Source organism: Polystyrenella longa (assembly GCF_007750395.1).
In the GTDB taxonomy this organism is placed as follows: Bacteria; Planctomycetota; Planctomycetia; order Planctomycetales; family Planctomycetaceae; genus Polystyrenella; species Polystyrenella longa.
Window position 1 is genome coordinate 1,486,499 of record NZ_CP036281.1, and the last position, 18,797, is coordinate 1,505,295.

Annotated in this window: 11 protein-coding genes; 8 read left to right on the forward strand and 3 right to left on the reverse strand. The window is 50.9% G+C overall.

Annotation, left to right across the window (positions count from 1 at the left end):
• Positions 1 to 533: 533 nt before the first annotated feature.
• The 3 genes from Pla110_RS05585 to Pla110_RS05595 all read left to right on the forward strand — a co-directional run bounded on the left by Pla110_RS05585 (position 534) and on the right by Pla110_RS05595 (position 6,976).
• The gene (locus Pla110_RS05585) at positions 534 to 4,541 is read left to right on the forward strand and encodes a hypothetical protein (protein ID WP_144994061.1); all 4,008 of its coding nucleotides are present in this window, start codon (positions 534 to 536) and stop codon (positions 4,539 to 4,541) included.
• Between the two features lie 296 nt (positions 4,542 to 4,837).
• The gene (locus Pla110_RS05590; protein WP_144999601.1) at positions 4,838 to 5,797 is read left to right on the forward strand and encodes an AAA family ATPase; all 960 of its coding nucleotides are present in this window, start codon (positions 4,838 to 4,840) and stop codon (positions 5,795 to 5,797) included.
• 282 nt (positions 5,798 to 6,079) lie between these two features.
• Entirely contained in the window at positions 6,080 to 6,976 is an 897-nt protein-coding gene (locus tag Pla110_RS05595) for a DUF58 domain-containing protein (protein WP_144994063.1), read from the forward strand.
• 23 nt (positions 6,977 to 6,999) lie between these two features.
• Here the strand turns inward: Pla110_RS05595 and Pla110_RS05600 are convergent, their stop codons facing one another.
• Positions 7,000 to 8,637 carry a hypothetical protein gene (locus Pla110_RS05600; RefSeq protein WP_144994065.1) on the reverse strand — a complete coding sequence of 546 codons (1,638 nt, stop codon included), beginning with the start codon at positions 8,635 to 8,637 and terminating at the stop codon, positions 7,000 to 7,002.
• Positions 8,638 to 8,720: 83 nt separating this feature from the next.
• A complete protein-coding gene (gene ggt / locus Pla110_RS05605; protein ID WP_144994067.1) occupies positions 8,721 to 10,472 on the reverse strand; it encodes a gamma-glutamyltransferase in 1,752 nt (583 codons plus the stop codon).
• A gap of 359 nt (positions 10,473 to 10,831) precedes the next feature.
• Here ggt and mtaB point away from each other — a divergent pair, with 359 nt between their 5' ends.
• The 4 genes from mtaB (at position 10,832) to Pla110_RS05625 (ending at position 14,694) form a co-directional block, all read left to right on the forward strand.
• Entirely contained in the window at positions 10,832 to 12,157 is a 1,326-nt protein-coding gene (gene mtaB, locus Pla110_RS05610) for a tRNA (N(6)-L-threonylcarbamoyladenosine(37)-C(2))-methylthiotransferase MtaB (RefSeq protein ID WP_144994069.1), read from the forward strand.
• 136 nt (positions 12,158 to 12,293) lie between these two features.
• Entirely contained in the window at positions 12,294 to 12,965 is a 672-nt protein-coding gene (gene tmk / locus Pla110_RS05615) for a dTMP kinase (protein WP_144994071.1), read from the forward strand.
• 14 nt (positions 12,966 to 12,979) lie between these two features.
• Positions 12,980 to 13,759, forward strand: coding sequence for a class I SAM-dependent methyltransferase (locus Pla110_RS05620; RefSeq protein ID WP_144994073.1), 780 nt, complete (start codon positions 12,980 to 12,982; stop codon positions 13,757 to 13,759).
• 146 nt (positions 13,760 to 13,905) lie between these two features.
• Complete coding sequence (locus Pla110_RS05625; RefSeq protein ID WP_144994075.1) at positions 13,906 to 14,694, forward strand: TIGR00266 family protein; 789 nt, start codon at positions 13,906 to 13,908, stop codon at positions 14,692 to 14,694.
• A gap of 151 nt (positions 14,695 to 14,845) precedes the next feature.
• On the opposite strand, the gene Pla110_RS05630 is transcribed toward Pla110_RS05625, so the two are convergent.
• Positions 14,846 to 16,987: a hypothetical protein gene (locus tag Pla110_RS05630; RefSeq protein WP_144994077.1), complete on the reverse strand. Its 2,142-nt coding sequence runs from the start codon at positions 16,985 to 16,987 to the stop codon at positions 14,846 to 14,848.
• A gap of 602 nt (positions 16,988 to 17,589) precedes the next feature.
• Between Pla110_RS05630 and sppA the strand changes: the two genes are divergently transcribed.
• On the forward strand, positions 17,590 to 18,627 hold the full coding sequence (gene sppA / locus Pla110_RS05635) for a signal peptide peptidase SppA (protein ID WP_144994079.1): 1,038 nt from the start codon (positions 17,590 to 17,592) through the stop codon (positions 18,625 to 18,627).
• Positions 18,628 to 18,797: the final 170 nt, after the last annotated feature.

The following is an 18,797-nucleotide window of genomic DNA, read 5'->3' on the forward strand; positions in this document are numbered from 1 at the left end:
GAACAGGCTGACCCGTGGGGAACTGATTTCAGGTTCTCCACAGCGGGTTAATTCTAAGTTAATATGATTAGCAGACTTAGCAGTTGAGGAACTACATCTGGGTCTACTACATTTATTCTACTTTTTTCGCGTCAGCGGGGCGAGACGTGGCCCTTGATTGCTGACAAAATTCTCCGTCTTCGGGAATTCGGCATCGAAACCAGTTTTGGAGAACAGGAAGGAGAATTCAACTGGTGCTATGGGCCGGCGCCATTGGGAATGTGTCACCAGGGCGTACCCGATGTTTGTACTATTTCAATCGAACTCTCTTCAGCGCTTCTCCAGCGAGTTCAAACCGTTTATGATCTCACCTTTTCCCCGATGCGCCCTGTTCTACAGAGGGTATTGGCTCTGGTGGCTTATTTTTGCCCGCTAAGCAGGTTTGAGTGCCGTTTATTTTCTAAGTGAAAATTACCTGAGCGGCTAACACGTTGTTTGAATTTAAGGTCTTCAAGCAGATGGAGACCAGTAAATAAAAAGGAAGAGTTTTGTCGTTGTCCGCCGATCGAAAATTGAAAATCGAAGAGGTCCTGGGATATTTAAACTTTTCCAGTGGTGCCTACGTTCCCCAGTTTGCGATACGACTGAACGAACTCTTCCTTGAATGCACCGAGAAGAATGAATGGGAGGCTGTCTTTCAGGAACTGAGTGAAGCCCTCACGGAGTTGAAAAAAACATCCGAAACCTTCGCGAAAAGCCAGCAGGCCGAAGCGGTCTTGAAGATGGGCTTCGAGTTGTTCATTCCCGCCTATCGCGAATTTCACGGCGATTTACTCGCTCATGTCGCCGAAGAAGAGTTTCAGGAGCCACTCTTTCTGGTCTGTATCTTCAACATGCTGCTTAAGCAGGAAGGGCCGTGGGACGAAACGGACCGAATCATTTCCCGCTCAGTTGAAGAGATCAACGATTATGTCGGATACCGGCCGGTTGCGCTGCTTGAGAATGAACGCAAGATGCAACCGTATCGACATGAGTGGCAACGGCCATTGCCTCTCTTCCTGAAAGATGTTGGTTGCGCTGCTGGTTCCTACGAACATCTGATTGAAACCGCTCTAGAGTTCTTTCATCAGATTCCAGAAAATATCCTGCATAATTCGTATTTCGAATTGGATAAGCTGGAAGAGCTGTCGCTCGATATGCGAGCGTATGACTCGCTGCATCCCGTAAATAAACGAACAAATTATCCCTTTGGTGAGTGGGACCCGAATCTGGTCAATACGGGTGGCTATTACACTCGTTTCGTGCTGCGGAAGATCATTCTCGATACAATGCTCTTCTGGATCGAAGAGACCACCCCCGTGATTGGTTACAAGGAAGCTCTGCATGATGCTTCTGCCGTTCTATGCGGGACCATCCTGATGGCGACCTCGATCAGTGGAGCTGGCCCCGGCACACACGATTCGTCAGTGTCGCTCTCCACATTAATGCCGATGATTGCCCGCCAGCGCGACGCGTACTACGACGCCATCATGAAACAATGCTCGGGCGATCGCCAACAGCGGTTGGTCTCAGTGTTAACGCAGACCCAACAACCATTCGGACATGTCCGACAATTTATCAATCTGAGTTTGTCGCGATACGCGGCTCAACAGGTGCAACATCGACAGTTGGCGCATTTCTTCGCCAAACTGGGAATGGAAGAGGCAAGTCGACAACACGCGGAAGCGATGCCCGCCCCCAGTGCCCGGTTTGAATCAAAACTGCAATGCCTGATGACCCGCGGGCAACTGTTGCTCGATCAGAAAAACCTGGAAGAAGTGAGAACCTCTCTTCGCGAAGCCGAAGATTTGATTAAACGAGGCATTCGCTGCGGCGCATTGATCGATCCCTGGAACATTCTGGCGTTTCAGGCCCAGTTCCCACTTTTCCAGTCACGCGAAGATGCCCTCCCGGACCATCGTGCGGAAGTTCTGGTTGATCTGACGGAGCAACTCTTCTCTTTATATACCCGCGCCATGAGTATTGCGGCGGCGGAAGGGGAAGACGATCTCCTTGAAGGGTTTTCGGTTCAATACCAACAATCGGCGGAACGCTGGGATCGTTACGCGACGCATGTAGTCGAAGATGTTCCCGCTGTCGCTGGTGCGACCAGTTGGAAAGCGGCCCGGCAAGTCTCCGAAGTCCTCCAGAAATGGCGCACCAATGGAGAGGTGGCGGGCGATATCGTTTTCTGGCGCGACCAGATCGAAAAGTTCGAATCTGCCCGCAGCTTTGCGATTGTCGTGGAACAACTGCTGGAACGAAAAGATCAGACAGCTGCTCTCGGGCTGCTGATGCAATGGCTCAGCCAGTCAGAAGAAGTGGGAATCGAAGCTCCGCCGCATTCTTTTCATTCCATGTTGCTTCGAGTGCTGCGCCTGATGATGGATAAAAAGGGAACCCGCGCGGAACGCTGGAACAATCTTTCTCGCTTTTTCGATTACCTCGAAATTAACGCCGGCGATTTCTGGAATGTTCCCGACCTGAGCGAAGTGACCGATTTTCCTTCGATCGATCTCGACGAGTTGGAAAACGAACTTTACGAAGGGGAGGGCGATTTCGACGAAGACGACTGGGAACCGGACGAAGAAGACGAGCTGTTTTCTGCCGCTTACGACGACATGGTTTATCGCGATACCACTGACGATGGTAATTTCAGCGATACGATGGACGAAGGTTACGGTCGAGAGAACACCGAGTTCGAACTGATCGCGCGAATGCTGGAGCCGCGACTTAAGTTCATGATGGTTCTTGTTCGCATGTGGCAGATCGTGGCGGTAGAGATCGCTGACGATCTTGTTCGTAAAAAGCAGGCGGGCAAAAAAGAGGAGCGCGACAAGTTGGTCGCCAGTCTGGAAGGTTGGTACAAGCAGACTCAACATCTCCGCAAAGGTTTGCGAGCACTGCTGGATGCCATCTCCGAATACAGTATTGAATCGATGGGGGGCGATCAGGACGCGAACATCGAATACGACATCGAAGTTCAAAGTAAGTCGTACCTGCAATATCTCTTAACAGAGACCCATCTCGAAACACGTAAAGCCGAATGGTTGCTGCTGAGTTGTCTTCCAAAACGGAAAATGCCCGGCGACCTGGCCCGGTATGAACAAAGCCTAATCAAACTTTGCCGCGCCATCTTTGTGCGGGACAAACCGATGATCCGTCAGCAGATGGTGATCTTGCTGACCGAAATGCGACGGTTTCAATTGTTATACGTTCCTTACGATGCCGGTGGACAACCCAAACAACTCCGCGAGGCACGGACTTTACAGACGATTCTGCGTTTCCTGCTGACGCAACTCCCCCGGTTGGGAATGATTCAGGAAACCTACGAAGTTCTGGAATACGCTCTTCAACGCGAACGGATTGAAACCCGACATACGGGGACAGTCATCACCGAATTCGATCAGCTTTTCCGGCTGGGCCTGCAGGGAGTCGTGCGTTGTGTGGTGGGGTCGTATCAGGATTGGGTGGCCAATCTTAAACCAGACGAGCAGGAAACCCCTTCCCGGATTCTGAATAACTACCTCAATATGATTGTGCAGCAGTTCGCACGTCTCTGGATGGAACAATCCAGCAAGATGCGGCTGTCGGCAGCAGAACGTCTGCGCAATCCGGATGACTGGGAACTGGTCAAATCGTTCGTGATTGAATACGGACACGAGCTTTTCCATTCGACTCAATTAGCGATCGGTTCGCTGCGGACGATTCTCAATCAAGGGGTCGAGCCGCTACTCGATTACCTCAAAGAAATCGAAGAACCGATGCAGCCCTTTAAGCTGCTCGCCGATATTGAGAACGGCAAAATCGAACGGGATAAAGCGGTCGACGCTCTCGAACTCATCTACAGTTCCATCGTCGACAAGTATGATCGCTTCATCGATTACAACACCACGACGACCCAATCCGATTATGGTGAGATGATTTACGTCCTGCTCAGTTTTCTCATTCTGGAATCGGACTACGACCGCACTGCCTGGAACCTGATGCCCGAGCGGATCGCTCACCGGGTCCTGACTGATATGCGAATGTCGGAAGACGCGCTCCTCTGGGAACAACAGATTCAGGAAAAGACGGTTGATGTCGCCGACGAATACGTTAACGCTCTTCAGGAACTGGAAGAGAAGTATGCCGTCAAGCTGCTGGCGATAGAAGAACGACTCAATCAGCGGTTCATCAAACCTCTGGCAGTAAATCGAATGTTAGCGCGAGTAGAACAGGCGCTGGATGAAGGGATGGACCAGCAGCAATCGGGGTCTGCCAGTACCGCGCTTATCAACGAAATCGAAGCGTACATGGAAGACACACAAGGGGCCGGAACCGAAGCTCCCAGTTGGTTAATGAAGTTGGAAACCGAACTCGAGAAAGCACTCATCGCTCGAGAAGCCGATATCATTGACCCCACCGAATTGATTTGTGTTCCTCAGGAAGTGCTGACAGAAGCTCAGCTGACGGACATCCTGGCTGCCGATTGGCGTGGTTTTCCGCGGGTGCAGAAATCCCCGGATGAGGAAGAAGAATAGTTCGCTGCCTCCATCTATCTCTGATCAAATTCTCACTCTGATTGAACCCGGCACGACTCTTGTCTAGAATGACTACGCCTCCGTACACCTGTTCGGGATCACTCTTTTCCCAGTCTCACTTCCGATTAGCAGCCCTCTCAATTTCTGACCGTGACCATTTTCGACTTGTCAATATTTTGTAAGTCGAACGGACACGCCTCCGGGAGTTGAGATTTTTGTAGAAAAGCAGAACTTTGAGTAGCGATCCACGAGATTTCGATGAGTTCCTGGAAAAGTTTCATGCCCACCACGACCTGATGAAGCGCGAGCTGGCCAAGGTCATCATTGGTCAGAATGAGGTGATCGATCAGATCCTCTCCGCGATTTTCACGGGCGGGCACTGCCTGTTGGTCGGGGTGCCGGGTCTGGCGAAGACGTTGGTCGTTAGTACCATTGCCCGGATTCTCGACGTCGAATTCCACCGGATTCAGTTTACGCCGGACCTGATGCCGTCCGACATCACCGGTACGAACGTGCTCGAAGAGAACGAAGATGGCCGCCGCGAGTTTCGGTTTGTCAAAGGTCCTGTCTTCACCAACATTCTGCTCGCGGACGAAATCAACCGAACACCACCGAAGACACAGGCCGCGCTGCTGCAGGCGATGCAGGAGCATGAAGTGACTGCCGGACAGACGACGTTCGATCTTCCCGAACCCTTCTTCGTCATCGCCACTCAGAACCCGATCGAACAAGAGGGAACCTACCCGCTTCCCGAAGCCCAGCTCGACCGATTTATGTTTAACATCAAAGTCGACTACCCCAATCAGGAAGAAGAAGAGCAAATCCTGACGTCGACCACCAGCGGCAAGACGCACGAGATTCGCAAAGTTCTCTCTTCCAAAGCGATCATGTATCTGCAAAAGCAAATCGGCATGATTGAATGTTCGCCCCTGACGATTAAATACGTCGCGCGGCTCGTCCGTGCCACCCGTCCCGGTGATGAAACCTCTCCCAAGTTTGTCAAAGAACTTGTCGACTGGGGAGCGGGTCCCAGGGCAGGGCAGTATCTGATCGCCGGAGCCAAAGCCCAGGCCGCCATGGACGGTCGCCCGTCCGTCGCTATGGAAGATGTCCGTAAAGTGGCGATTCCTGCTCTACGCCATCGCATCTCCACCAACTTTCAGGCCCAGGCCGAAGGGATGACCACCGACGACGTCATCCACCGCCTCGTTGAAGAAGTCCCCGAACCCAATATTCCCAAATACGAAAAGTCATAAGCGAGTTTTAAACTCGAGTTCATAAAACACAAAAAAGGATTGGGAAGCATTTGGGGCAGGCAAGCTACGATGTTTTCTTTCAACACAAAGGCACGAAGGCACAAAGGATAGACAACGATAGGTAGCGAAATAATCGCGAGCGTCTCTGATTGAAGGAATTATTCAACGCTTAGTGTTGCTACGCAACCCAGACAACTCTCCGAGATTGTCTGGGCCGCCCTTTAAAAAAACCTTGGTGTCTTTGTGCCTTGGTGGTTCAACTCAATATGAATGGTCGGAATAATGTCCCAGGCCGAAAAATATCTGAAACCGGAAGTCATCCAGACTGTTTCCCGGCTTGATCTCCGGGCGAAGTTTATCGTGGAAGGGTTTCTCAGCGGATTACACGCGTCGCCCTATCATGGGTTCAGCGTCGAGTTCAGCGAGCATCGCCGGTATGTGCAGGGGGATGACATCAAGGATATCGACTGGCTCGTCTTCGCACGAACCGACCGGTATTACATCAAGAAGTATCAGGCCGAGACGAACATCACCGGTTATCTGTTGATGGACCTCTCCGAGAGTATGGGCTACACCTACCGGCAGGAATTGAACAAGTTCGAGTACTGCATTTGCCTCGCCGCCGCGCTCAGTTATCTGATGATTCACCAGCAGGACCCGGTTGGGCTCATCACGTTCAGTGACGAGATCGGAAAATCGCTCCCCGCTAAAAGTCGCCGCTCGCATCTGGGTAACATTCTTGCGCTGCTGGCACAGCTCAAACCTCAGGGGACAACCGAGCTGGGCAAGAACATTAAGCGGGTTGCCTCGATGATCAAACATAAATCGTTGATCATGATCTTCACCGACTTATTGACCGACGCCGACGACGTCATCAAGAACCTGCACCTCTTACGCTACGCCGGTCACGATGTCATCCTATTTCATGTACTCGATGAAGCCGAAGTCACATTCCCGTTCACCGGCAACGTCATCTTCGAAGACCCGGAATCGACCGACAGCATGAACGTCGACGCTGAAGGCATCAAAACCGACTACCTGGAATCGGTCGAAGAATTCCGCGCCCACTTCAAAAAAGAATGCCAGGCAATGGGTGCCGACTATCTCCCCCTCGATACATCCATGCCCTTCGACCGGGCGCTGATGGAATATCTGGTGCAACGCCAGGCGAGGTTTTAGGAGGAGGGGGTATTTCAATTTTATTATTCTATTATTGGAAGGATAGGGGGGAATGCCCAACCTTGTTTTGCGACGAGGCCTGAAAGTAGCTCTGTAATAGATACGCATTGAAAGCCATTTACATGTGCTGTCGCAAAAGACGGATAGTATGTGATGAGAATCGGTGAAACGAATTTAATGCGGATATCATTAGGAAAGTGTTCGTTCAACCAAAGATATTGCTCGATATTACTTATGTTTTGCTTGCACCATTCCAATTTTCGATTGAGCTGATGTTGATAGTCGTGAAACTTTCTTAATTCCGAATCAAAAGTCCTCGGATCATTTGGTACCTTTGAGACTTTGCATTCACCTATCACTAATAGTTCTTCGTGCGGTAGATACGCAAGAATATCTAGGTCCCCGATTTGATTTGGAATTCGGAAATAACGATTTTGACTGCCAATTTTTTTGCTGAATCTTGAGCAAAATATTTTAGGGGCATGAAGGTTGCGGAGTTCTTCGACTATGTAGTTCTCGAAGTCTTTTGAAATCGCTTGTGAATATTTCTGAACCGAATTATTTAATTCTCTAGTGAACCATTCTGCAGGCAATTTTGACTCTCGTAACATTGAGAAAAGTTCAAAATGACATTCTTTCAAACGCTCCGTAGAGAATGTGACAATTCTATTACTATTGGCTTGATTGATTTCATAAAATGGTTTGCCGTGGAGTTTGTTATGACGCCTATGATCCCAAGGATAATTTGGAGCGTCCCCAAGAGTACACTCGCTAATTGTGAGTCCTCTGAGAAGAATGTTGACTTGGTTTGAGCTTAAGCTGAGTAACTCGCCAATCACTTCTACTAGACGATCTCTTTCGAATGATTGAATAGTCTCGCCGGTTCTCTGGCTTTTAAGAATTAGCAATTCAAATAGCTTGAAGACATCGGAAAGAGTGAATCCTCTAACTTGTTTAAACTTATCATCCAAGTATACTTCCACGTTTTTGGCACTTCGGAAAATTTTGTGAATATCAGGGTGTTTCTGAAATTCATTTACGGCAGCGTGAATCCTGTTCTCGTATTCGCTGACATTTGTACTTTGCTCAAAACGTATTGAGTAGATAGCGTCTCGTTCTGGATGAAGTATTTTAATTTGAATGTCACCTTCTTCATTGTGATAAGTGGCGTCACTGCCTACTGAAAGTCTAATCGCTTCTTCCGAATGAATAATCAGTTCTTCTAGTTGAAGTTCTGATACTGAGATCTGCGTGGAACGATTCGGTTGATTTCTTATGACGATCGTATCGCATAAGAACCGCAGGGATTTTCGGATTATTGGTCCATGTTTACTCCAAAGAAGAGACTCTTCAGTGGTAAGCCTATCATCTCTTTGATTTGAACTAATATTCGCTGTCTTTTCGTATTGCTCAAGAAAGAAAATCAACGTTTCGTACGATGAACAATTATCTATTATTGATAGAATGTTCTTGAAATGGTGTTGGACATAGTCGTTTAAAATGTTGTTGATATCATCCTTGGACGAATACTCTCCTGGCGGATACCTAGCCCTTAGCCATTGGCCAGTTTTGCGTCGTAGTTCGAGTATTGTCGTCATCGAAGGTCGGAAAATTACCGTCTCGCCGTATTTTTCTCGAAACGGATCATTAAACTCAGACATAGACGTGAATCTCGTAATAATTCTATGAAAACAGCGAGTTATTCAATGCTCGAAAACGTGTCCGTTGAATAAACTCACTTATATCAAAACCCAACCCCGTCCACTTCTTCTGACTTCCTGGGATCATTCACTCCGCGCATGCCTTCTTCCGTTCTCACCGTTGCTTGTACGGCGGTGATGATGTCTCGTATCTTTACATCGTGACCGAGGGTCAAGAGCGACGCGGCGTGTTCGGTGAAGAGGGTTGGTTCCAGGTAGAGCGTGTTGGGGATCCATTGATGATGCAGGCGCGGGGAACTGACCGCTTGTTTGATCGGTTCGTCCCAGAGGACTCGGTGCAGAATGACTTGCCAGGTGCCGCTGATGATGCGGGGACCGCCCGAGCCACCGACGGCCAGAACGGCCTTGCCCTCTTTCACCATGATCGTGGGAGACATACTCGACAGCGGTTTTTTACCCGGCTCAATACTGTTGGCCGCGCTTTGAATTAAACCGAACGCATTCGGGACCCCGGGCACGGCGGCGAAGTCGTCCATCTCGTTATTCAGCACAATGCCATACTCCGGCACCACGACCAGGCTGCCGAACTGCGTATTCACTGTTTCCGTACAGGCGACTGCGTTTCCCCATTGATCCATGATCGAAATGTGACTCGTCCCCGCATCTTCGACAGGAAGAAACGAACCATAAGATTCGAGCGGTTTCGTGCCGTTCATGAGGATCGACTTCGCCCGGTTCTGCAAGCGTTCTGTTGAAAGCAGATCGTCGAGCGGAACATCGACAAAGTCGGTATCTCCCAGGAATCGGGCACGGTCGGCGAAGGCATGTTTACTCGCTTCCACCAACAGATGCAGGAAGAGGGGGTCCTCTATGCTGGCGAACTGTTTCCAACCTTCCGGATGCAATTGAGCATACGCTTCGAGCGTTCCCAGAATTTGCAGAATGACAATTCCACCGCTGGAGGGGGGAGGCATCGTGTAGACGGTGTGGTTTTGAAATTCACCTTGCAACGGTTGGCGTTCGACGGGTTGATAGTTCTTCAGATCAGCCAACGTCATTATTCCCCCAGAACGCCGCACGGTGTCAACGATGGCTTCGGCAACAGGGCCGGTGTAAAAGGCATTCGGTCCTTCCTGGGCAATCAGTTCCAGAACTTCCTTTTGCGGTGAATGAAAAGGGCGGTTGTCCGTCCAGGGGATGCCCCGGTTCAGGTAGTTTTTCCAGAGAGGTTCAAATCGGGTTCGCAAACCGGCGTGCCGGGTAAACAGGTCGATGAGATCGGCCTGTTCTGCCTGAGCGTGGTGATCGACGGTGATCCCCTGATTGCACAACTCGATCGCGGGCGCGAGGACTTGCTGCAACGTCAGTTTTCCATATTTCTGCTGAGCCTCGCAGAGCCCGGCCACTGTCCCCGGAATCCCCACGGCCAAACCACCCACGCGGCTGGGGTTCAGTTCGTCTGGATGATTTTCCTTGGGGCCGGGCTGAAACATATTGCTGCGGGAATGTTCCGGGGCTGTTTCGCGATAGTCGAGGACGAGTGCTTTTTCCTCCTCGGCCAGCCAGACGACCATAAACCCGCCTCCGCCGATTCCGCAGCTACCGGGTCTTACGACAGAGAGGGCGAACGAGGTCGCCACGCAGGCGTCTACGGCGTTGCCTCCCTGTTTGAGAATGGTCAGCCCCGCTTCCGCCGCCAGCGGATGGTCCGCAGCCACGACACCTTGAGAGAACCATTTATCGTCGGTGAGGTCAGCATTCACGGCGGGCAGGTCTCCCAGGGAAAGAGCGAGCGGTGTGCAACAGTAGAACAGTATTCGAAGCCAGGAATGCATGAGCCGAAGATCCTGCGAAATAAGGGCAAAATGGACGGGAAATAGAGGAGAAACCAGTCATTTTCCCACCGAGTCCAGCGGTTCCCCTCGCGGAAGGCCGATTGCATTATTATAGTGAGGAACCAGTGCGGGTGGCACTGCTGGCTGGCCCGGCAGTGGGATTAGGCAGGACGTTGCCAATGTTTCTTGTGCACGCTGCCTGAAGTGATCAACACCCATTAACAGCTTGCAGGAATGATCCGAGTACAATCTCTGTAAAGTTGTATTTTCTGATTCATCGACTATCGAAATAAGTGAGCGATAGAACACCCCGCTGGCTAAGCCAGTCGTGTCACCCGCTTTAAGGTTAGACCAACGTCATGTCCACGCTCAAGTGCAAACTGGTGACCCTCGGTTGCAAGGTGAACCAGTACGAAACACAACTCGTACAGGAAACGCTTTTGCAGAACGGGTACGAACTTGCCCGCGATGAAGAAGCGGCCGATCTCTGCGTGGTCAATACGTGCACGGTGACCAATACGGGCGATTCCAAATCGCGGCAGGTCATTCGTCGTCTGGCGAAAGACAACCCTGCCGCCAAAACCATCGTGATGGGCTGTTACGCCACCCGCGACCCCGAAATGGTGAGCACACTTCCGAATGTTTTCGAAGTCGTGACCGACAAACGGGAACTGCCGGATGTCTTCAACCGGCTCGGCATTAACGAAATGCCCAACGGCATCAGCTACTTCGACGGACGCCACCGTGCGTTTGTGAAAGTTCAGGATGGCTGCATCCTGCGTTGCACCTACTGCATCATTCCCTCAGTCCGGCCCGGTTTGCGAAGTCGACCCGCCATCGATATCGTCGAAGAAGTCAAACGGTTGCTGGGAAATGGTTACCGGGAGATCGTGTTGAGCGGTATTCATGTCGGTCACTACGGTGTCGATACGACGCGCGGAAAATCGGGACTGCCGCCGTATCGCATCTGGGATCTCTTTGAAGAACTCGACCGGATTCCGGGTGACTGGCGAATGCGACTGTCGAGTATCGAAGCTCCAGAGATCAACGAAGAATTCATCTCTGCTGCGGCCAATTGCGAACACCTTTGCCCACAGTTTCATCCGGCACTACAGAGCGGATCGGAAACAGTCTTGCGTCGGATGCGTCGTCGTTATTCCATCTCCAAGTTTCTCGACAAGATTGAAATGATGCGCGAGCGACTGGTGAAACCGTCGTTCACGACTGATGTTATTGTTGGTTTTCCCGGCGAGACCGAAGCCGAGTTTGAAGAGACGATGGAATCCTGCCGACAAGCCCGCTTCATCAAGACACACGTCTTCCCCTACAGTCAACGTAAGGGAACTCCCGCCGCGAAATTTGAGGATCAGGTTCCTCCCGAAGTTCGTAAAGAACGGTGCCAGCGACTGGCGAATCTGGAACGCGACCTGGCTCTGCAGAACTACGAAGAACTGGTTGAAGACAATCTCGAGGTACTCGTCGAACGGGAATGCGAGGATCGTCCCGGTTGGGTCCGTGGTACGGATCGCCGATACGCTCCGGTGGAGTTACCTGGTTCAACCGCCGACGTAGGGAACTTTGTCGTCGCCAATGGCCTCTCCGCCACCCGAGACGGTATCACTGCCGAACGAATCACGCCCATGCGGGAAACCGAAACGGAGTCGATGGTGAAACTGGAATTGTGATTCTTTCCAACCGGGAATTAATAACAATACATAATGACCATCGAGGGTAGCCCGGACAATCTTGAAGAGTTGTCCGGGTCGCACAGCTCTTATTCGATTTACATTGCATATAAAACACGATTAGAAAGCCAACCCAGTGCTTATCGCGATCGAAGGAATCGATGGTTCCGGAAAAGGAACCCAGGCGAAGTTACTGCTCGAATCATTTCGTCAAACGGGACGTTCGGCCGAGTTGATCAGCTTTCCGCAATACGACGCGACTTTGTTCGGTCGTGCGATTGGTGATTTTCTTAATGGCCGGTTTGGTGCCCTGGACGAAGTGAATCCTTTCCTCGTTTCACTGCTGTATGCCGGTGATCGATTCGAGTCTAAAAAGAAACTGGAAGGGGCCTTGGCTCAGTGTGAGTTTGTCATTCTCGACCGGTATGTGGCTTCGAACATTGCGCATCAGGGATCTAAAGTTCCTGTCGAGGAACGAGCGGAACTCATTAGCTGGATCAAACAGATCGAGTTTGAAATCTATCAACTTCCCAAACCCGACCTCGTCGTGCATCTTGACCTGCCCGTCGCTGCGGCTCAGGAATTAATCAGCCGCAAATCAAAACGGACTTATACAGACAAAGCGGCCGATCTACAGGAAGCGGATGCCAATTACCTGTCCGGCGTCCGGGATGTCTACTGCGAGTTGGCCGTCAGTGAACGGAACTGGTCGCAGATCAACTGCTATAACGAAACCACAGAATCGATTCGGTCACTCGAGGAAATTCATCGCGAGTTACTCGGTCTGTTCAGCGGCAAATCAAATTAAAGCGGAAAGTCACCATGGAAATCATTGAAGGTCACATTTACGACTATCCCCGCTATTACGACCTCGTCTACGGTTCCGACTGGAAGGCTGAGTTTGATTTCCTCACGGGCTGCTTTGCGAAGTACTCGAAGAAGCCTGTCCAGCGGTTGTTCGAGCCTGCCTGCGGCACGGGTCGACTGTTGATCAAATTTGCCCAGAAAGGGTACGAAGTCGCCGGTAACGACTTGAACGAGAAGGCGATCAAATTCTGCAACGAACGATTGGTGCGACATGGGTATCCCGCATCTGCGTTCGTGGGTGATATGGCTGATTATAAAGTCAAACAGAAATACGATGCTGCCTTCAACATGATCAACAGCTTCCGACATCTGCCTACAGAGAAAACGGCCGAAGCCCATTTCCATTGCGTGGCCGATTCCTTGAAAAAGGGAGGAATCTACTACATCGGTTTGCATCTGACCCCCACCAAGGGAGAGTCTACCGACCACGAGGAATGGCTCGCCCGCCGTGGCAATCTCACCGTCATCTCCAGCTTATGGTCCGACGGGATCGATTTCAAAACGCGTGAAGAAAAGATCGGTATGTCTTACCAGGTCTACACGCCGTTAAAAGGCTTCCGCATTGTCGATGACATGATCTACAGGACCTACACGGCAGAACAGTTTCTCAAACTGATCAAAAAGACCGACTGCTTTGAAATCGAAGAGACGTATGACTTCTGTTACGAACTCGATAATCCCATCGAAATCGATAGTCAGACAGAAGATACTGTATTCGTCTTACGGAAAAAGTGACGGTCCAATCTATCTGAAGTTCTGAAAAAACTTAAGATCCGCCTGCCCCCCGCGAACGTTCCCCTGTCTGGATGAAATTGCGCAACACGTTTTGCAATATACGTTTTACAATAAACGTACAGAACTCTAAGTAAGAGGAGCCACTAATGCGGAACAGTCATGAGATCGACTATGAGATTTTTGGGGATGACCTGCAGATCGTGGAGGTGGAACTCGATCCGGGAGAAACCGTGATCGCGGAAGCGGGGGCCATGAACTACATGGAAGACGGTATCACCTTCGAAGCACGTCTGGGTGACGGTTCACAACCTCAGCAGGGTTTCTTCTCCAAAGCATTCAGCGCAGCGGGCCGAATGGCGACGGGGGAATCACTCTTTATGACCCACTTCACAAATGAGGCACGCGACAAACGAAAAGTCGCGTTTGCCGCTCCGTATCCGGGTCGGATTGTGCCTCTTGAACTCAGCCAGGTGGGCGGTCAGTTTACCTGTCAGAAAGACGCCTTTCTCTGTGCGGCCCTGGGAACCCAATTGTCCGTGGCTTTTAATAAGAAACTGGGCACGGGGTTCTTTGGGGGAGAAGGGTTCATCCTGCAGAAACTCGAAGGGGACGGGCGCTCCTTCATTCATGCTGGTGGAATGATCATCAAAAAGAAGTTGGCGGGCGAGACATTGGTTGTCGACACGGGTTGTCTCGTCGGATTTACTGAAGGCATTCAGTACGACATCCAACGGTCGGGCGGATTGAAGTCGATGGTCTTTGGAGGGGAAGGGATGTTCCTCGCCCGCATGAGCGGACATGGAACTGTGCTGCTTCAGAGTTTGCCCTTCTCGCGACTGGCCGACCGGATTATCCGTCACGCTCCGTCGATGGGAGGCAGCAGCACTGGAGAAGGCTCAGTGCTAGGCAGATTTGGGAACCTCTTCGGCGACTGATAATGCTTGTTTTGTTTTGGCACCTGGTTTGAGTCAGGGCATCAAAAAAAAATACCCCGACCAGTCCAGAGGACTGATCGGGGGCAAATCTTCGTTAGGGATTTATATTGATCGTTTCTTCAGGTGAGAATGAGAAGAGACGATTTGATTATCAATAGATCTCAGACAGGTATTCATGTGGCGTCCGACGGAAAGATTCTTTCGTCTTATTGCTGGCGAACAGATACAGACGTCCGCGATACCAGAGTGAATAGACGGCAGAACCTTCGGTCTGGTAAGCAAAGGATGTTTCCAACACAATGTCGTTTCCGTTGTTAGCCGGAGTATAAAGTTCCGGGTTTTGTTGGAACATCTGCTTCGCACTGGCAGAAGTGAACCAAAAGACTTTCGTGTCGTAAACGGCTCGGAACTGGGGTAGACCTTCGACCAGTTTTAATTGGTTCCGCAAAGTGATCGGGCAGAAACGGGCGAGACCGGGAGTCTCTCTCACATTTTCAACATCGACGATTCCCGTCGCCACTTCCGGTCTGCTGACATCCTGGAAATCATTATCCAGCTGGAAACTTTCGCGACGAGTGTTCAAGTCTGCTACTGGTTTTTTCATAGGTACGGCGGCTGCGTCAAACAGTGTCTCGTCCAGTTGACCTGGCTCGCTTGGCGAGAGACGGTATTCGCCCCGCTGTTCAGCCGGCTGGGCTTGAACGGTTGACTGGGTCGGAGCCTGTTCGGTCTCTTCTAAATCCATCAGGAATGGAGATTCCATATCGACCGTCTGCGTCGCTGCTTCAAGTGGTTCCTGAATCGGTGCGGCTGTCGAAGTAGTGATTGGACCTTCATGTGCCTTCAGTTCCAGTCGGATTGGCTCTTCTTCGTTAGCGATGAAGGGAACCTCGGCGGAAACTTCTGGTGTTCGTTCCTGATTCAGTTGCTGTTGGGCAACATTCAACGTAGGCGACTCTAGTTCCAGATCAAGCGACTCTTCCATTGGTTCTTCTTCGAAGTCACCAAACGCATTCATGAGATCCATCTCGATGCGTCCTGGTTGTTGGACCAGAACTTCTTCGGGAAGCTCTTTTTTAACTGTTTCGGTTGCTCTTTCGACGACGACCTGACCGAAAGGGCTCGGTTCCATCGCGGGTGCTTCGTCATCCGAACTGTCGTCTGCAAAGGCGTCATTCAGCAAGGCACCAAAATCTTCGGAGTCCTCTTCGGACTGATGAGGCAACTTGGTAGTGAGGTTACGTGTGGAGCCTTCTACTGGTGACAATTCGATTCGTCGCTTCGCTGGCGTGGCAGCGGTCTGCTGTTGCTGCTGCAGGTTCTGCTCGAACGGATTTTGTTTCACCGTCAATCTTCCCGCCGCCTGAGTCTGTGGGCGAGGGACCGCCTGCTTTGTCTGTGCGACATTTGCAGGCTGGGTTGCGGGAGTGTTTTGCGGTAACCGTGGTTGTGTTTGATTAGCCTGTACCTGTTTTGTAGGAGGCTGGTTCGGTATTGCTGGGTTTGTACCCGTAACTTGAGGTGCCGGTTGTGGCTGCTCATTCGAGCCAATTCCAAGTTTGCCGAAGAATCGTTTGAAGGCGTTCGGCTTACGAGGTTCTACGGGCGCAGTTCCCGTCTGTCGATAGTCTGATCCGGTAGAAGTCGAACGACTTCCTTTTCCAGCGGAAAGATAATTCGGACGATAGAAGGTGCTATCCTCGACCGACTCGAACTGCGGTTCCGCTGAGGGAGACTGCGTCGACTGTGCCGTGTTTTGAGGAGATTGGTTTTGCTGTGGTGGAGTGACAACTGCTTCTGGTCGATGTGCTGGAAGGTCGGGCATTTCCCGTCCGTCGGCTTCGTAAAGTTTTCGCAACTCCGCATTAATGTCTGATGTACGTCCGGTAGGACGGGAACTGCCTGCAACTGTTTGCAACTGCTGATCCTGCATCACTCCGTAAGGAGAACGGGACTGTCGAACAGGACGACTTTCAGCGACGAGCCGACTCTGGAGAACGGGTAGTAATCGCGCCGGTTGATTCATCGTTCGCAACGGGGTTCGCAGCTGTATTTGTTGCGGAGGCTGCGATCGTACCTGTGACTGAGGAAGCTGATTGCTGTTCACCTGGCTTCCACGCTGCCGTTGCAACTGGTTGTACTGTGAGGTCGCCGCAGATTGTTGCGCAGAGGATCTTATTTGAACGCTGGGCCGCGAGGGGGGAGGGGCCGCTAATGCAGAGAGAGTCATCAGCGATAGGGTGCTCAGGGCGAGCGCGAAGGTCTTGGTGTGGTGACTATTAATTGAGCTCATGCTCATCACTCCTGTGTGGTTCCGAGACAGAAGTCGGTCAGAACCTGTTCGTCGATGCGGTTTATGAGTGTTTGGGTAGGAAATCCAGTGTTCGAATCGCGTTTCGCGTCACGTATTCAGAGAGTCAATCTGTCTGACTGAATCTGAAACAGAAACGGGTGCAATGTTGCACTCCCTCAGCGCACGTTACATAATCAGCGCTCTATCACTGTTTTTATCGTCGTATCGGTCAGACAAGGTTTGACACCTCTGCTGATTCGAACGAGAAAAAACAGGATTAATCGGCAAGGTGGTCAATCTTTGCCGGTAGTCTGTAGAGGACCTGTTTTGACTATTGTGATATGCAGTGTGCTGCAGCAGAATAAGTCAGCGCGCGAAGAAACAGGATTGGTTCCTAAATATATGCTGTTTGGTAAGTCAGGACGCTGATTGGAGAATCACAAGGGCAGGTCGACAGACTTGAGTTTTGCGGAAATCTGATCAACTGAAGTGGATCACATCTTACCGTAGCGGATTCAGGCGGCGCAAAACCACGTTATAAAGAACTTTTAGCGTTCGGTTGCCGCCACACTTAATTATGGACAAGATCTAAAGGAAACGAGATGGCGAAAAGTAAAGCAGACGGGCAGGAAATCGTTCTGCCGGAGGGAGAGGGACGATCCACCATCGTCATTAACAACAATCCGGGAAAAGCTAAATGGGTTAAGATCCTGCTGGTTATCTCGCTGATCGTCAACGTGTTCATGTACTCCGCGTACCAGGAGTATTTTCAGGATCCCCATGAACCCCAGGAACGATTTCACGATGGAGATGCTTCGGCTACGGATAAAGTGGCCCGCATTTCTGTCGACGGTGTTATCTTCGGTAAGAATACAACCAATATTCTGAAGTCGATCAATAAGGCTCAGGAAGATGAGAACGTAAAAGCCATTCTTCTGTCGGTCGACAGCCCGGGAGGAGGCGCGCCAGATAGTCATCAGATTTATCATGAGCTTAAGAAACTCAGCGCTCAGAAACCAATGTACGTCCATATGAAAAAATATGCCGCGTCGGGTGGTTACTATGTTGCCATGGGTGCGGGAACGGAAGCGAAAATCTTTGCCGAACCAACGACTTGGACTGGCTCCATCGGTGTTATTATTCCGCGATTCAATTTGACCGGTCTGGAAGAGAAGCTCGGTATTCGCTCCGCACCAATAAAGTCTGGCCCATTCAAAGATTCTCCCAGCCCATTTCGAGATCTCGAAGGAGCCGAGAAAGAATTGTGGGACGCAATCATTGCCGATTCCCTGGGGTTATTCACCGGCGTAATCGTCGAGAACCGAACCGACCTGGACGAGGCCGAAGTCGATGCCATCGCCACAGGACAGGTTTACACAGCATCGCAGGCGCTGGCGAATGGTCTCGTGGACCAGATCGGATATGAAGAAGACGCTTTGACGGCACTCGGAGAAAAAGCGGGTTTCGATCCTGAAAAAGTCCGAATCATCGACTATTACGTGGAACCGACGATTACTGAGGCTTTGATGGGAACATCAGCGAAATCACCCATCGAGCAGCAATGGGAAGCCCTTGTCCAATCGACCATTCCCAGAGCAATGTATCTTTGTTCCTGGTTACCGATCGGGACTGGTGAATAAGTTGCTCTGTGGCGAATGAGAAGTCGTGAATAAGAAGACCTTACTGCTGGATCTCGCAGAAACCTCTGCGGGATCCATTTCTTCACTTCATCAATTTCTTACAATGGCAGACTAGACTGCTTCACAATTGACAATACGGGACGCGGCTATTCACCGCGGCCCAAGTTAGC

Bases quoted from the DNA above. Each gene is read 5' to 3' on its own strand.
- ggt (WP_144994067.1), bottom strand. From the start codon at position 10,472: ATGCATTCCTGGCTTCGAATACTGTTCTACTGTTGCACACCGCTCGCT.
- Pla110_RS05590 (WP_144999601.1), top strand. From the start codon at position 4,838: ATGAAGCGCGAGCTGGCCAAGGTCATCATTGGTCAGAATGAGGTGATC.
- Pla110_RS05600 (WP_144994065.1), bottom strand. From the start codon at position 8,637: ATGTCTGAGTTTAATGATCCGTTTCGAGAAAAATACGGCGAGACGGTA.
- mtaB (WP_144994069.1), top strand. From the start codon at position 10,832: ATGTCCACGCTCAAGTGCAAACTGGTGACCCTCGGTTGCAAGGTGAAC.
- sppA (WP_144994079.1), top strand. From the start codon at position 17,590: ATGGCGAAAAGTAAAGCAGACGGGCAGGAAATCGTTCTGCCGGAGGGA.
- Pla110_RS05620 (WP_144994073.1), top strand. From the start codon at position 12,980: ATGGAAATCATTGAAGGTCACATTTACGACTATCCCCGCTATTACGAC.
- Pla110_RS05625 (WP_144994075.1), top strand. From the start codon at position 13,906: ATGCGGAACAGTCATGAGATCGACTATGAGATTTTTGGGGATGACCTG.
- Pla110_RS05595 (WP_144994063.1), top strand. From the start codon at position 6,080: ATGTCCCAGGCCGAAAAATATCTGAAACCGGAAGTCATCCAGACTGTT.
- Pla110_RS05630 (WP_144994077.1), bottom strand. From the start codon at position 16,987: ATGAGCTCAATTAATAGTCACCACACCAAGACCTTCGCGCTCGCCCTG.